The organism is Ciceribacter sp. L1K23 (genome assembly GCF_018122705.1).
Classification (GTDB): Bacteria; Pseudomonadota; Alphaproteobacteria; order Rhizobiales; family Rhizobiaceae; genus Allorhizobium.
The window spans coordinates 3101796-3116718 of the sequence record NZ_JAGRRC010000001.1 but is presented as its reverse complement, the minus strand read 5'-3'; the positions used below and the strand labels follow the sequence as shown (position 1 = coordinate 3116718).

Here is a 14923-nt window from a genome sequence, read left to right as displayed (position 1 = left end):
TTTGAACTCACACGACCGGTCTGGGAGCCGCTGCGGGCGGCACCAAATGGCATGATGCCGACGGTCTGTGACCGGTAAGTATTCAGTCCGGTATGTCCCCATCAGTATTTCGTTTTAAGGGACACTTAAATGACCAGCATTCTGACCAACAACGCAGCAATGGCTGCGCTGGAAACCCTCCGCTCCATCTCGTCGAATCTCGACAAGACCCAGGCTCGCGTTTCGTCCGGCCTGCGCGTCGGCACCGCGTCCGACAACGCCGCCTATTGGTCGATCGCGACCACCATGCGTTCGGACAATATGGCGCTTTCCACCGTTTCCGACGCCCTCGGCCTCGGCGCCGCAAAGGTCGACACGGCCTATGCCGGTATGGAATCGGCTGTTGAAGTCGTAAAGGAAATCAAGGCCAAGCTCGTTGCCGCGACCGAAGACGGCGTCGACAAGGACAAGATCCAGGAAGAAATCTCGCAGCTCCAGGACCAGCTCATCTCGATCGCCGAATCGGCATCGTTCAACGGCGAGAACTGGCTGCAGACCGACCTGACGGCTGCCGGCGGCACCGAAACCAAGAGCGTCATCGGTTCCTTCGTCCGCACCGACAGCAGCGTCAGCGTCCAGAAGGTGAACTATGAACTGTCGACGACCTCGGTCCTGTTCGACACCGGCGGCGACACCGGCATTCTCGATGCCACGACCACCATCGATGGCGACGCTGTTACCCTGAACATCAACGTTGCAGGTGTGACCTCGGCCTACACGGTTGCTGCTTTCACAACCGAAGACGTTATCACCAACGGCGCTGGCTCCTCGACCTTCGATGGCAACTACGCCAGTGACGGCACGTCCGACTACGTCAAGGTCGCCGATGACACCTGGGTTCTGGCCGTCGATCAGACAGGCGTCACGGATCAGGAAGTCGCCTATGAAGACTCGACGAATGCCCTGTGGGCTGTTGATCTGGCATCGGCTCCAGTCAATACAACGGCATCCGTATCGACCCTTACCATCGACAACAATACCACCGCTGCCCAGCTCGATGGTATGATCCAGATGGTAGACGACGCTCTGTCGCTGATGACCAGCGCGACGGCCGACCTCGGCTCGATCAGCATGCGCATCGACATGCAGAGCGAGTTCCTCGGCAAGCTGTCCGACTCGATCGAAGCCGGTGTTGGTCGTCTCGTCGACGCCGACATGAACGAGGAATCGACCCGCCTGAAGGCACTGCAGACCCAGCAGCAGCTTGCCATCCAGTCGCTGTCGATCGCCAACTCGTCGACCGACGTCATCCTGCAGCTCTTCCGTTAATCGGAAGTCCGCAGACCCTGATTTCAGGCATTTTGAGCACGCCGCGCCCTTGGGCGCGGCGTGTTTACTTTTGTTAACGGCCGTTTAGCTTTTGTTAACCATGTTTAAGTTAGATCAAAGCATCGAAACGACGGGTTAACACACCTTAAAAGAACGTTAGCAGGCATGAATGCTGACCGTCGTTCCCGGTGCCATCCGGAATGTCCCTTCCCAATCGCCAATCAAGGGGCACTATTTAAATGACCAGCATCCTTACCAACGTCGCGGCCATGGCCGCTCTCCAGACTCTCCGCACGATCGACGCCAGCATGGAAGAAACCCAGGCCCGCGTCTCGTCCGGCCTGCGGGTTGGCACAGCCTCCGACAACGCCGCATACTGGTCTATCGCGACCACCATGCGCTCCGACAACATGGCACTGTCGGCTGTCGAAGACGCCCTCGGTCTCGGCGCCGCCAAGATCGACACCGCCTACGCAGGGATGGAAACGGCCGTTGAGGTCGTGAAAGAAATCAAGGCCAAGCTCGTCGCCGCGACCGAAGAAGGCGTCGACAAGAACAAGATCCAGGAAGAAATCGCGCAGTTGCAGGACCAACTGGTGAGCATTGCCGAAGGCGCTTCGTTCTCCGGCGAGAATTGGCTGCAGGCAGACCTCGCCGCAAGCGGCGGCTTCGAGACGAAGAGCGTTGTCGGCTCCTTTATCCGCGACGAGACCGGTGCTGTCTCGGTCAAGAAGATCGATTACGAGCTGAGCTCCGCAACAGTCCTGTTCGACACCGGCGGTAACGACGGCATTCTCGATACCGAATACTCGCTCGAAGGCAATAGCGTTACGCTCAGCATCAATATCGGTGGCGTCACCTCCGCCTACACCGTCGCTGCATTCACGACCGATGAAGTCATTGCCCTGGGTGCCGGTGCCTCTACGTTCGACGGCAGCTACGCCAACGACGGCACCAGCGACTATGTCAAGGTCGCGGACGATACCTGGGTTCTTGCCGTCGACCAGACGACGGTGCCGACGCAGGAGGTTGCTTTCCAGGATTCGACGACGGCCCTTTGGGCGGTCGACACGACATCCACAGCCGGTACGACCTCGACGTCGGTCTCGACGCTCAGCATCAGCAACAATACCACCGAGGGGCAGATCGATGCGCTGGTGCAGATGGTCGATGACGCTCTGGAGGATATGATCAGCGCAACCGCCGACCTTGGCTCTATCGGAATGAGAATTGAGATGCAGCAGAACTTCGTCGCGTCCCTCACGGACTCCATCGACTCGGGCATCGGCCGTCTGGTCGACGCGGATATGAACGAGGAATCGACCCGGCTGAAGGCCCTGCAGACGCAGCAGCAGCTGGCGATCCAGTCGCTCTCCATCGCCAACACCGCCTCGGAAAACATCCTGACGCTCTTCCGTCAGTAAGCGGGATAGCCGGGCGCATAGCCCGCCACCCTACGAAACTTTGGAAACTGGCCGCACCGGCAACGGTGCGGCCAGTTTTGTTTGTCTTCCGTCCCTGGAAATCCCGCGTCGTCTGCCGCGACCGGTCTGTAAAAAAAATCGGGAAAAATTTAACCGTCGGGACCTGACAAACCGCAAGGCCATGCATCCGCAATCGTTAACGGGCGGGAACGGTTGGTCCGGGCAGGATCGGCGGCTTATGCCCGGAAAACAAGGAGATCCATCCAAAGCGCCGTGGCACCACCGGTTAACGGCCGCGATCGCTGGAGGTCCGTTTGTTAAGGAAGCGGAAATATCCACTAATAAACGGTTACCTTCAGTTACGTTTTATTAAGTAAAATCAGTAACTTGCTTCACAAATGATTAACCATGGCCCGGCTACGGTCCTCCCATCGAACGGGGGTTAACCCAGCCACAGGGGCGTTAACATGCATGATGCACGTCACCCGTTCCCGGTAAAATCCGGAATGTCCCTGTCTAACATTTCGCCAAGGGGCACATCATTATGACGAGTATTCTGACCAACGTCGCGGCTATGGCTGCACTCTCCACCCTGCGTTCGATTTCTTCCGGCCTGGAAGAAACGCAGGCTCGCGTTTCCTCCGGTCTGCGCGTCGGCGAGGCTTCGGACAACGCCGCCTACTGGTCGATCGCAACCACCATGCGTTCCGACAACATGGCCCTTTCGGCCGTGTCGGATGCCCTCGGCCTCGGCGCTGCTAAGGTCGACACCGCTTACGCCGGTATGGAGTCGGCGATCGAAGTGGTAAAGGAAATCAAGGCCAAGCTCGTTGCCGCAACCGAAGACGGCGTCGACAAGGACAAGATCCAGGAAGAAATCTCCCAGCTACAGGATCAGCTCCGCTCGATCTCGGAAGCTGCTTCGTTCTCCGGCGAGAACTGGCTGCAGGCTGACGTAACATCCACACAGACCAAGAGCGTCGTCGGCTCCTTCGTCCGTGACGATGCCGGCAATGTATCGGTCAAGAAGGTTGATTATGAACTGTCGACCCAGACCGTTCTGTTCGACACCGCCGGCGACACCGGCATTCTCGACAACATCACCTCGATCGAAGGCAATGCGATTAGCCTCAACATCAACGTTGCCGGCGTTGTTTCTTCCTATTCTGTTGCCTCTTTTGACACGGATTACGTGATCGCACAGGGCGGCGGCGCATCGACCTTCGACGGCAACTACGCCAACGACGGCACGTCCGACTACGTCAAGGTTGCCGACGACACATGGGTTGTCGCCGTAGACCAGACCACGGTCGCCGATCAGGAAGTGGCCTTCGAAGACTCGACCACCGCATTGTGGGCGGTCGACCTGACGTCGGTACCGACCACCACCAACACATCTGTCGACACCCTGGTCATCGACAACAACACCACTGCCGCTCAGCTTGACGGCATGATCCAGATGGTCGACGACGCCCTGACGCTGATGACCAGCGCCGCTGCTGAACTCGGCTCGATCGGCATGCGTATCGACATGCAGACCGAGTTCGTCAACAGCCTGTCGGACTCGATCGACTCGGGTGTTGGTCGTCTCGTCGACGCTGACATGAACGAAGAATCGACCCGCCTGAAGGCCTTGCAGACCCAGCAGCAGCTCGCCATCCAGTCGCTGTCGATCGCGAACTCCTCTTCGGAAGTTATCCTCTCGCTGTTCCGTTAATCGGCAGCTTAAGGATCAGGCATCCTCTGAAATGGCCGCGCCCTCCCGGGGGCGCGGCTTTCGTTTTCCGGGCCTTGCGCGAGGCTTTAGGCGTGTGTCCGGAAAGCCAAATACTACCCTTCCCAGCCTTGCCAAGCCCGTCTGCGCCTTGTTAAATGCGACCGTTAACGATTTGTTAACGTTTGACGGGAGCCGCGCGTTGCGCGTGGCCAGCATGATGCCCGCCCGTCAGCACCGGACTTCGCGCCGGATGTTTTTCGACGCGCAACAGGGCTTCATAGATGACAAGTATCTTGACCAATGCGGCGGCCATGGCCGCGCTGCAGACCCTCCGGGCCATCGACAGCAGTCTCGAGACGACGCAGCGCCGCGTATCCTCGGGTTACCGCGTCGAGACCGCGGCGGACAATGCCGCCTATTGGTCGATCGCCACCACGATGCGCTCCGACAATGCCTCGCTTTCGACCGTGTCGGACGCCCTTGGCCTCGGTGCCGCGACTGTCGATACCGCCTACACCGCGCTCGACAACGTCATCGACGTGATGACGGAGATCAAGGCCAAGCTGGTGGCCGCGCGCGAGCCGGGTGTCGACAAGGGCAAGATCAACGATGAAATGGACGAGCTGAAGAACCAGCTGATCTCGACCACCCAGTCGGCGTCCTTCTCGGGCCAGAACTGGCTTTACAACACCGATACCGGGCCGCTGGGCACAAAGCAGGTCGTGTCCTCCTTCGTCCGCAACGCCGATGGCAGCGTCGAGGTGACAACCCTCGACTTCGACACCGAGAACTCCGTCCTGATCGACACCGAGGATGCCGAACGCGGCCTCCTGACGATGACGGTTGACGCGGATCTGCTGACGTCGACACCGACCGGCACCGCGCGTGAATACTATCTGCTCGACGTTGGCTCCACCACAGCCGCCACCGGTACCGAAATCACCATCGACAACACGACCGACGACGACACGCTCGACGACATGATCCGCGTGGTCGACAGTCTCCTCGAGCAACTGACCGACGCAGCCTCGACCCTTGGCGCGATCATTACGCGCATCGAGATGCAGGATCAGTTCGTCTCCAACCTCATGGACGTGATCGACAAAGGTGTCGGACGACTTGTCGATGCCGACATGAACGAGGAATCGACCAAGCTCAAGGCGCTGCAGACCCAGCAGCAGCTCGGCATCCAGGCGCTCTCCATCGCCAATACCAGCGCCGAGAAAATCCTGATGCTGTTCCAGCAGTAATCTGAAGCCTGCCGCTCCGCCCCGGTCGACAACCGTGGGGTAGGGCGGCAACCTCGTCATTAACCCTCGCACAAGTTTGGTCCCTTAACCTTCGAGGACGATGGAGTTTGAACGCCGCGCCGACGACCGGTGCCGGCCGACACGAGTGGATCGAAGCTGTTATGATGACAAGCCGCCATTGGAGACCGAAGCACGGCGCTGCAAGCGTCGCGCAGTTCCGTTGCCGCCAGCGCCATGGAGGGCGATCATGAGCGTGCACCTCTCGCGTTATCTGAAAGATTTCTCCGCGCCGGCACCGATGCCCGAGCCCGAATTGTCCATGGCTTTCGACACGCTCGACGATCCGTTCCCCGCGCTCGATGCACCGGAGCCTGTTGACGTCGAGGAAGAGCGCCGCAAGGCCTATGCCGAGGGTTACGAGGTTGCGACCGCCGAACTGACCGCCCGTTACACGGCCGAGCGCGTCGAGGTCGAGGCCGCGCATGCCGAGGAACTCAAGCGCATCGAGGAAGACCGCGATGTGAAGTGGGCGGACGCGATCGCCCGCAGTCTCAAGCGACTTGCCGCGGACCTGTCTGCCGCCGTCAGTGACGAGGTCGCCAGAGGTATTGCGCCCTTCCTGGAAGAAGAGATCGCGACGAAAGCCGTCGCCGAACTCGCAGCCAAGGTCCAGGCCGCGATCATCGCCGGTTCGGCCGGCACGATCGTCGTCAAGGGTCCGGAGACCCTGTTCGAGAAATTGAAGACCGCATTGCCGGAAGCGGCCGAGACGCTCCGCCATGTCCCGGCGGACGATCTCGATCTCTCGGTAGAGATCGGCGAGGCGGTGCTCGTGACCCGCATCTCGGCCTGGACTGCCAGCCTTAGGAAAGTGATGGGATGAGCGACAGCGAGAACCACCACCACGGCAAGAACGAAATCCTGATCATCAAGCGCCACGGCGGCGGTGATCACGACGGCCACCACGGCGGTGCCTGGAAGATCGCGTACGCCGACTTCATGACCGCGATGATGGCCTTCTTCCTCGTCATGTGGCTCGTCAACGCCGCCAATGAGGAAACCAAGGCGTCGGTCGCGAGTTATTTCAACCCGATCAAGCTGTCCGACGAGAGCCCGACCAAGAAGGGCATCGAAAAGCCCGTTGATCAGGCCGAAGGCGAGCAGAAGCAGGAACGCTCCGAAGTCGACGCGGACGCTAAGACCGAAGGTTCGGCCGCCGCCACAGGTGAGGATCAGACCTCCAGCTCCGGCGACCAGCAGAACTATTCCGAGGCGGACTTCTTCGAAAATCCCTATTCGGTCCTGGCCGAGATCGCGCAGGAAGTCGGCCAGCAGGCCAATGTCAGCGCCAAGGGCGAGGGCGGTGCGGCCGATTCCGGCCCCAGCACCGGAGCCGACGGTGGTGAAGCTTACCGCGATCCCTTCGATCCGGATTTCTGGACGCAGCAGGTGCAGAAGTCGGATGGCGAGCCCGGTCCGGTGCCCTCAACAGCGCCGCAGGCCGGCCAGACCGATCCCGCCAACCCGCAGGATCCCCTGGCAGCGCAGCCGCAGGTCGCCATGCTGCCAAAGGACAAGCCCCGCGAACTTCAGGTCGTCAAGCCAGAAGCGCAGCCAGCCGAACAGCCGGTCGAGCAGCCTTCCGAGGTCACCGAGACCAACGACGGCAAGACGAATGTCGACACCGCGCTGAGCAGCGAGGATGCAACGGATCTCGCCGAGAAGCAGGCGTTCGAACGGCAGGTTGCCGCGGCCGACCAGTTGAAGGCACAGATCGAGAAGGAAATCGGTGGTGTTGCCGGCAAACTCGCCGAAGGCCTGATCGTCACGCCGGCCGAAGGCGGCATCCTCGTAAGCATTTCCGACCAGTCCGACAGCGCGATGTTCAATGTCGGCTCGGCCGTCCCCCGCAAGGAGATGGTGCTGGCCATGGAACGCATCGGCAAGCTCCTGGAGCAACAGCAGGGACGTATCGTCATCCGCGGGCATACGGATGGTCGCCAATTCAAGGGCACGGAAAACGACAACTGGCGCCTCTCGATGGCCCGCGCCCACAGCGCCTATTACATGCTGGTGCGTGGTGGCCTCACCGAAGGTCGCGTCGAGCAGGTCACCGGCTATGCCGATCGTCGTCTTCTCGTGCCGGACGATCCGCTGGCCGATGCCAACCGCCGCATCGAAATCCTGATCGAGGCGGAGCAAGGCTGATCATGTTGGGAGGTCGCATCCTGAGGCTTTCCTGTTGCCTCCTGGCGCTGGCCGCAAGCCTGCCGGCGCCGGTCGTGGCGCAGGATGCCGAGACCCTGCCTCCCTACAAGATGCTGCGTTCGCTGCAATTCGTCCAGGACAGCGTCGTGCTCGGCGATCACTCCGCGTCCGAGATGCAGCGTTTTATGCTGGAGACCATCGACAAGCGGCTACGGACGGCCGATTCCACGGTGTTCGACGACGTGCGGAACGTCGACGCGGCACTGATCTACGCGATGAGCGGCGGCAATCCCGAGACGCTTGAGTATCTCGTGGCTCGTGACGTCAACGGCAATTTCGACAGCCGTGTCAGCGACGCCCTCCGCAAGTATCTGGGCGGTAAGGGAACGTTGATCGCCAAAAGCCTGGCAGCGATGGTGCCGGAATATCGCGACACGAAGATTGCGCCTTATCTTGCCCTCGTCGCCGGCAATGTCACGATCACCCAGGATCCGGCGGCCGCGCTGAAGTTCTATGATCTTGCCCGCCTCACCGCACCCGGTACGATCGTTGAGGAAGCGGCCCTTCGCCGTTCCATATCGGTCGCCACTGATGCGAAGATGGTCGACAAGGCATTTTCCTACGCGACGCGCTACGCCCGCCGCTTTCTGCACTCGCCCTATGCCAGCCAGTTCGCCGATCTCTTCGTAAAGCTCAGCGTGGATTACTATGAGCAGTTGAATCGCGACGACCTGCTGGCGACACTCGATCTCCTGGATGCCGACCGTCGGCGGGAAATCTACCTGCGTATCGCCCGGCAGGCCGCGATCGTCGGCAAAAACGATCTTGCCCGCAGCGCGGCCGTCGAGGCGAAGAAGCTCAGCGGCCAGGAGAGCGACCCGCTAGGCGCGCTCGCAGACCTCTACGGTGGGCTTGCAGACCTGCCGACATCGGAGGTTGGCGCCGTCGTCGAGCGGATCTCGCAGATTCCCGATTCGATGCTGACGGAGTCCGATCGCGTCCTGAAGTCGGCCGCCGAGGCTGTCGGACGCGAGGTCCTGCGGGCACCCGATCCGGACAGTTTCACGCAAGCTGAAACACTTATCACCATACCGGGAGATGGCGAAACCAAAGCGACGGACGGCGGCGAACAGGCCGCGGCCGAACCTCCCGCGGCAGAGCCGGTCCAGACCGCGGACGGCGCGACGCCACCGCAGGATGATCCTGAATTCACATCATTTGTCGAAAAAGGCAGAAGCAAGCTCGATGAAATCGACAGCTTGCTGGATCAGGAAAGCGTCGTCCCATGATTGACCCCAGCATTGCGCCCAAGGTTCATGCCAATGACGGCGCGTCTTACGCGTCAGGCAAGACCGGGAAGTCGGCCGAGCCGGGGTTCTCCCACGCGCTTTCCGGTGCAGAACAACAGGATCAAAACTCCTCTCGCCAAACTCCCGGCGGCGATGCCGACGCTGCTGCTACCGGTACGACACAGGCCGATGGACAGGAAGGCACGCAGTCGTCCCGCAAGCCGATCATCGATCTCCGCGCCGCCGCTGCGATCCGTGGCATGGAAGCATCTGGCCAGCATGGGAGACATAACCGCCACGCGTCCGATGATAGTCGCGTCGGACAGGACGAGAAGACCGGCGAGGCGAAGTCGAAGACCGACAAGGCTGCGGTGCGAAAGACCGCGAAGGACGCTCTCGAGGATGTCGCGTCCGGCGATGATCTGACGACAGACAAGGCGCAGTCGCCCGCCACGGATGAGCTGAATGTCGATGCTGCCCAGGCCGGCGCGACCGCAAATCCTCTTGAGGAGGTCTTCAGCCTGCTCGCCGCTGCCGGCGAGGTGGCAGGACAGGCAAATGCCGGCGTCAAGTCGAACACGGGCAAGACCCGATCCCAGGACGGCGAAGCCTCCAGGACTGCATCGGTTGATGCGGCGGAGAAGGGCAACGACGATGATATCGACGTCGCGGCTCTGCTCGCCGACGGGCAGTCCGCGGAAGACACGGCGGATATGCGCGATGATGGGGGCGCTTCTTTCCGGGCGGTAAGGGCCGATGGCAAGGGGCAGCCGCTGATCCTACAGACCGCCGAGGCGTCGGCGGACGCCGGCACATCGGGCAATGCTGACAGCACGCCAACAGTCGCGGTTCTCGAATCCCGCCGCTATATCGCTCCGGTTTCCACGAGCAATGCGGCCAATATAGCCGCGGCGATGAGTGGTGATCGTGACTGGGTCAGCGCCTTGCAGGCAGGGTCTGATTTGACTGGCGTTGGAACGCATGCGGCTGCCGGCAAGGTCATGAACACGCTCAAGATCCAGATGAGCCCCATCGAGCTTGGAAATGTGACCGCCACCCTTCGACTGCACGGTGAGACGCTGAGCGTCCATCTGACGGTCGAAAACGGAGCGGCATATCGCAAACTCAATGAAGACAACAACGAGATCATGAAGACCCTGAGAGCGCAGGGTTATGCGGTCGACAGCATCCAGATCTCGATTGCCAGCACCGACCGGAGCTCGAGCGATACGAGCCAGCAGAACGGCCAGCAGTCGTCCGGACAGGCGCCACAGGGCGACGGCCGCCAGCAAGCCTCGTCCAATGGCGGCGGTGGCGATCGTTCGCAGTCGTTTTCCAGCAGTTTCGATAATCAGGGTTCCGGCAATGAAGACATATCCGCGGCGCGCACTGTTGCTGATAACGGCAATAATCGGGCTGGGGGCGTCTATCTCTGACAGCCACGCATCCGCCGCGTCGGGAGCTTGCGAGCGCGAGATACGGGGCGCCGCGGCCCGGTACGGCATACCGGAAGGCATTCTTTATTCGGTCGGCCTGACGGAGACGGGACGCAAGGGGTCACTCCAGCCTTACGCTATGAACATCGAGGGCAAGGCCGTGTTTCTGTCGAGCCGCGAGGAGGCATTGGAGGCGTTTCGCCAGGCCAGACGCAGTGGCGCGAAGCTCATCGACGTCGGCTGTATGCAGATCAATCATCATTTCCATGGCGAGAATTTCCCATCCGTCGATGCGATGTTCGAACCGCGACGCAATGTCGAATACGCAGCGAAGTTTCTGACCAACCTCCACCAGCGCCATGAAACCTGGACCATGGCGGTGGCCAGATACCACGCAGGCCCGAACAACGATCCCGCGCAGAAGCGTTATGTGTGCCGCGTGATCTCAAATCTGGTCGCGACGGGATACGGAAAATGGACGCCGAACGCCAAAAACTTCTGCGATCCATGACAACCAAAACTTGCATTCGCTAATCAGAGCGGAATCTGGGCGATTAAGGCAGGAATGCGGACGAAAATTGCCGCGCAAGCCTATTTTAGGAAAGTGTTAATTTTTCCACTTGAAAATTGTGTGCCAAAAGGCGCCTAGCCACTATATATAGACCAAATCGGCACACAAAAGTTAAGCAATTGTTAATACCCATCATTAACTTTCTACCCTTGTCCGCGATTCGCCCGATTCGTACCCATTGTTCATCGAGGCACCACACTGATTCGGAGGCGGACGAATGATCGTAGTGGTTGATGAGCGAGAGCTCGTGAAAGATGGGTATACTTCCCTTTTTGGACGTGAAGGCATTCCTTCGACTGGGTTCGACCCGGCGGAGTTTGGCGAATGGGTGAACTCGGCGGCCGATTCTGATATCGCGGCTGTCGAGGCTTTCCTGTTGGGCCAGGGTGATCGTACCCTGGAACTTCCCAGAGCGATACGCGACCGGACGACAGCTCCGGTCATCGCGGTTAGCGACCAGCCCTCATTGGAGGCGACGCTGGCTCTTTTCGATTGTGGCGTGGACGACGTGGTGCGCAAGCCGGTCCATCCTCGCGAAATCATGGCCCGTGCGGCGGCGATCCGTCGCCGCCTGAAAGCGATCACCAATTTCTCCGAGATCGGACCGATTCGTGTCTTCGCGGACGGCCGCGATCCGGAAATCTCTGGCGAAATCTTCCCGCTGCCGCGCCGCGAGCGCCGCATCCTCGAATATTTGGTCCAGAACCGCGGTCGCCGCGTATCCAAGTCCCAGATCTTCAACGCGATCTACGGCCTCTTCGACGACGAGGTCGAGGAAAACGTCGTTGAAAGCCACATCAGCAAGCTGCGCAAGAAGCTGCGCAAGAAGCTCGGTTTCGATCCCATCGATTCCAAGCGTTTCCTCGGTTACTGCATCGACTGGAACTGATCTGTTCCAGTGGGCCTGGGGCGGCCGATATCCGCAAGACGGAAAAGATCGAGCCGCCACTTTTCAGACAGCTTCACGCAAGGCCCATTTCATAATCTCTCCCTAAGACATCTTGAGTGAGGACTTACTATGAGCCTTTACGGAACCATGCGTACCGGCGTGTCCGGGATGAATGCCCAGGCAAATCGTCTCGGAACGGTTGGTGAGAACATCGCCAACTCCAGCACCGTCGGGTACAAGCGGGCCGACATCCAGTTCTCGTCCATGATCCTGCCGTCGACGGCCGGCGCCTACAATTCCGGCGGCGTCAACAGCGTCGTGCGCTACAACATTTCCGACCAGGGCACGTTCTCCTACACGACCTCGAAGACGGACCTTGCCATCAACGGCAGCGGTTTCTTCATCGTCACGGGTGCCGATGGTACCAACTATATGACCCGCGCCGGCTCCTTCGTCCCGATGGACGACGGCACGCTGCAGAACGCGGCTGGCTACACCCTGATGGGTTACCAGTATTCCTCGACCGAGGATCCGACCATCGTTGTCAACGGATTCGACGGTCTCGAGCCGATTAACCTGGCCTCGGCTGCGATCGAGGCCAAGGCGTCCGAAACCGGCACGCTGCTGGTCAACGTTCCCTCGAGCGCGGCAATCGGCGACACCAAGACCACCTCGGTCGTCGCGATCGACAGCCAAGGCAACACACGTCTGCTGACCTTCACCTACGAAAAGACCGCGGTCAACGAATGGGAAGTTTCGGCAAGCTATGACGACAACGGCACCCCGGTCTCGGCGCTTGCTGCGACGACGCTGACCTTCGATGTCGACGGCCAGCTCGTCGTGCCGCCATCGCCGACCTCGCTGACCACCACTTTGCTCGACGACACCATTCTCGACGGCGCCGAACTGCCGCCGATCACGCTCGATATCACCGGCACCACGCAGCTCAACGCGGACTGGTCGGTCAAGGCCAACATCGACGGCAACGAGGCGGCCACCGTCAAGGGCTACGAAGTCAGCGCCGACGGCGTCGTGTCCGTTCTCTACACCAACGGTAAGCTCGTGCCCCGTTATCGCGTCGCGCTTGCGACCGTGCAGTCGCCGGACAACCTCAACCCGGTGGCCGGCAACCTCTACACTCAGAGCAACACCTCCGGCGTCGTCGTCCTCGGCTACGCCCAGAACTCCGGCTTCGGCTCCGTTCTGTCGGGCGCGCTGGAAGATTCGAACGTGGACATCGCGGAAGAACTGACCGCGATGATCGAGGCTCAACGCAGTTACACCGCGAACTCGAAAGTGTTCCAGACGGGCTCGGAACTGCTTGAGGTGCTCGTAAACCTCAAGCGGTAAACCGGCCCGAAAGCCAAGCCTTAGGATGATCCTATGACGCTCACATCTGCACTTCATTCGGCAAAAAGCGTATTCACGAACTCCGGCGAAACGTCGGCTGTGATTTCCAAGAATATTGCCAATGCGGGCAATGAAAACTATGTGAAGCGTTCGACGGTCGTCATGACGACCCTGGAAGGCGCGACGGTGGTAGCTACCAATCGCGCCGAACAGGACGTCCTGCAGCGGCAGATGTTCCTCGCGAGCTCCGAGAGCTCCGGCCAGGACGTCCTGCTGGATGGACTGGAGCAGTTGCAGTCGATCCTCGGCGGCAACGACTATGAGCTGGCACCCTCCACTTATCTCGCCGAATTCTACAACAGCCTTGAACAGTTCGCCGCCAAACCCGGCGAACTGTCTCTCGCGCAGACGACGGTCTCCTCGGCGGTCGATGTCGTCAATTCGCTGAACAATGCGTCGAACTCGGTCCAGCAGATTCGTGCACAGGCCGACAAGGATATTTCGACGGCGGTCGGCGAGCTCAACGACCTTTTGACCAGCCTCGACAAGGTCAACCGCATTATCGTCCAGGCCACGGCGACCGGGGACGATCCGAATGACGCGTTGGATCAGCGCGATGCGATCGTGAAGGACATCTCGAAGCTCGTCGGCGTAACAGTCCAGACCCGCGACAACAACGATATCGTCCTCTACACGGCGGACGGAACGGCGCTCTACGAAACGATACCGCGCACCGTGTCGTTCGCTCCGACGATGAACTACGACGCAAATGTGGTCGGCAACTCCGTCTACATTGACGGTATTCCGGTCAATCTCGGCGTCGGCGGCGACACGACAGCGCGAGGTTCCATCGCGGCCTCCCTGCAGATTCGCGATGAGATCGCCCCGGTATTCCAGAGCCAGCTCGATGAGGTGGCCCGAGGCCTCATCACGGCCTTCGCGGAAACCGATCCGGCCACCATAGGTCCGGACATGCCCGGTCTGTTTACCTGGCCGACCGGCACGACGCTGACCACGGGCACGATCGAACCAGGCCTTGCTGCCCTCATTGCGGTCAACCCGCTTGTGCAGCAATCGGCCGGCGGCGACCCGATGCTGTTGCGCGACGGTATGGTGTACGACCAGAACCCGGACGATCTGAGCGGCTTCACCGATCTGCTGTCGTCGTTCCTCGACAATATGACCGGCGATATGGTGTTCGACCCGGCGACCCAGCTCGACGACAACACCAGCCTTCTCGAATTCTCCACCAATTCCGTTGGCTGGCTGGAACAGTATCGTTCGAATGCCTCCTCCGGTGCGGAAAAGAAAACCGCAATGCTGCTGCGGGCCGAAGAGGCCTATACCAGCGAAACCGGTGTGAGCCTCGATGAGGAATTGTCTCTGCTGCTCGATGTCGAGCAGTCCTACAAGGCGGCGTCGAAGCTGCTCTCGACCGTGGACGAGATGCTACAGGCGCTGATAGCGGCCGCGGGGTAAGT

The 14923-nt window shown here is 60.4% G+C and carries 12 protein-coding genes; all 12 read left to right on the top strand.

The genetic code is table 11. The annotated features are described in order from the left end of the window. The first annotated feature begins 129 nt into the window (after positions 1–129). The 12 genes from J5J10_RS15020 to flgK all read left to right on the top strand — a co-directional run bounded on the left by J5J10_RS15020 (position 130) and on the right by flgK (position 14921). Positions 130–1308 carry a flagellin gene (locus tag J5J10_RS15020; protein ID WP_208547910.1) on the top strand — a complete coding sequence of 393 codons (1179 nt, stop codon included), beginning with the start codon at positions 130–132 and terminating at the stop codon, positions 1306–1308. 239 nt (positions 1309–1547) lie between these two features. After that, positions 1548–2732 carry a flagellin gene (locus tag J5J10_RS15015; protein WP_208547909.1) on the top strand — a complete coding sequence of 395 codons (1185 nt, stop codon included), beginning with the start codon at positions 1548–1550 and terminating at the stop codon, positions 2730–2732. 544 nt (positions 2733–3276) lie between these two features. Next, positions 3277–4449 carry a flagellin gene (locus J5J10_RS15010; protein WP_208547908.1) on the top strand — a complete coding sequence of 391 codons (1173 nt, stop codon included), beginning with the start codon at positions 3277–3279 and terminating at the stop codon, positions 4447–4449. Positions 4450–4730: 281 nt separating this feature from the next. After that, on the top strand, positions 4731–5699 hold the full coding sequence (locus J5J10_RS15005) for a flagellin (RefSeq protein WP_208547907.1): 969 nt from the start codon (positions 4731–4733) through the stop codon (positions 5697–5699). 247 nt (positions 5700–5946) lie between these two features. Further along, positions 5947–6582 carry a GTPase gene (locus tag J5J10_RS15000; protein WP_211930488.1) on the top strand — a complete coding sequence of 212 codons (636 nt, stop codon included), beginning with the start codon at positions 5947–5949 and terminating at the stop codon, positions 6580–6582. Beyond that, a complete protein-coding gene (locus J5J10_RS14995; RefSeq protein WP_211930487.1) occupies positions 6579–7907 on the top strand; it encodes a MotB family protein in 1329 nt (442 codons plus the stop codon). Before J5J10_RS15000 ends, J5J10_RS14995 begins: the two co-directional genes overlap by 4 nt. A gap of 2 nt (positions 7908–7909) precedes the next feature. After that, positions 7910–9196 (top strand): chemotaxis protein MotC, encoded by a 1287-nt coding sequence (motC, locus tag J5J10_RS14990; RefSeq protein ID WP_208547904.1) that lies wholly within the window; start codon positions 7910–7912, stop codon positions 9194–9196. Further along, a complete protein-coding gene (locus J5J10_RS14985) occupies positions 9193–10632 on the top strand; it encodes a flagellar hook-length control protein FliK (protein WP_211930486.1) in 1440 nt (479 codons plus the stop codon). Before motC ends, J5J10_RS14985 begins: the two co-directional genes overlap by 4 nt. Continuing rightward, positions 10562–11143 (top strand): lytic transglycosylase domain-containing protein, encoded by a 582-nt coding sequence (locus J5J10_RS14980; protein WP_208547902.1) that lies wholly within the window; start codon positions 10562–10564, stop codon positions 11141–11143. The genes J5J10_RS14985 and J5J10_RS14980 overlap by 71 nt, the downstream gene beginning before the upstream one ends. Before the next feature lie 277 nt (positions 11144–11420). Beyond that, the gene (locus tag J5J10_RS14975; RefSeq protein WP_208547901.1) at positions 11421–12092 is read left to right on the top strand and encodes a response regulator transcription factor; all 672 of its coding nucleotides are present in this window, start codon (positions 11421–11423) and stop codon (positions 12090–12092) included. A gap of 129 nt (positions 12093–12221) precedes the next feature. Further along, positions 12222–13442 carry a flagellar hook protein FlgE gene (locus tag J5J10_RS14970; RefSeq protein ID WP_208547900.1) on the top strand — a complete coding sequence of 407 codons (1221 nt, stop codon included), beginning with the start codon at positions 12222–12224 and terminating at the stop codon, positions 13440–13442. A gap of 33 nt (positions 13443–13475) precedes the next feature. Then, positions 13476–14921, top strand: a complete 1446-nt coding sequence (flgK, locus tag J5J10_RS14965) for a flagellar hook-associated protein FlgK (protein ID WP_211930485.1) — start codon at positions 13476–13478, stop codon at positions 14919–14921. Positions 14922–14923: the final 2 nt, after the last annotated feature.

Bases quoted from the DNA above. Each gene is read 5' to 3' on its own strand.
- J5J10_RS14980 (WP_208547902.1), top strand. From the start codon at position 10,562: ATGAAGACATATCCGCGGCGCGCACTGTTGCTGATAACGGCAATAATC.
- J5J10_RS14975 (WP_208547901.1), top strand. From the start codon at position 11,421: ATGATCGTAGTGGTTGATGAGCGAGAGCTCGTGAAAGATGGGTATACT.
- J5J10_RS14985 (WP_211930486.1), top strand. From the start codon at position 9,193: ATGATTGACCCCAGCATTGCGCCCAAGGTTCATGCCAATGACGGCGCG.
- J5J10_RS15005 (WP_208547907.1), top strand. From the start codon at position 4,731: ATGACAAGTATCTTGACCAATGCGGCGGCCATGGCCGCGCTGCAGACC.
- motC (WP_208547904.1), top strand. From the start codon at position 7,910: ATGTTGGGAGGTCGCATCCTGAGGCTTTCCTGTTGCCTCCTGGCGCTG.
- J5J10_RS15020 (WP_208547910.1), top strand. From the start codon at position 130: ATGACCAGCATTCTGACCAACAACGCAGCAATGGCTGCGCTGGAAACC.
- J5J10_RS15010 (WP_208547908.1), top strand. From the start codon at position 3,277: ATGACGAGTATTCTGACCAACGTCGCGGCTATGGCTGCACTCTCCACC.
- J5J10_RS14970 (WP_208547900.1), top strand. From the start codon at position 12,222: ATGAGCCTTTACGGAACCATGCGTACCGGCGTGTCCGGGATGAATGCC.
- J5J10_RS14995 (WP_211930487.1), top strand. From the start codon at position 6,579: ATGAGCGACAGCGAGAACCACCACCACGGCAAGAACGAAATCCTGATC.
- J5J10_RS15015 (WP_208547909.1), top strand. From the start codon at position 1,548: ATGACCAGCATCCTTACCAACGTCGCGGCCATGGCCGCTCTCCAGACT.
- J5J10_RS15000 (WP_211930488.1), top strand. From the start codon at position 5,947: ATGAGCGTGCACCTCTCGCGTTATCTGAAAGATTTCTCCGCGCCGGCA.
- flgK (WP_211930485.1), top strand. From the start codon at position 13,476: ATGACGCTCACATCTGCACTTCATTCGGCAAAAAGCGTATTCACGAAC.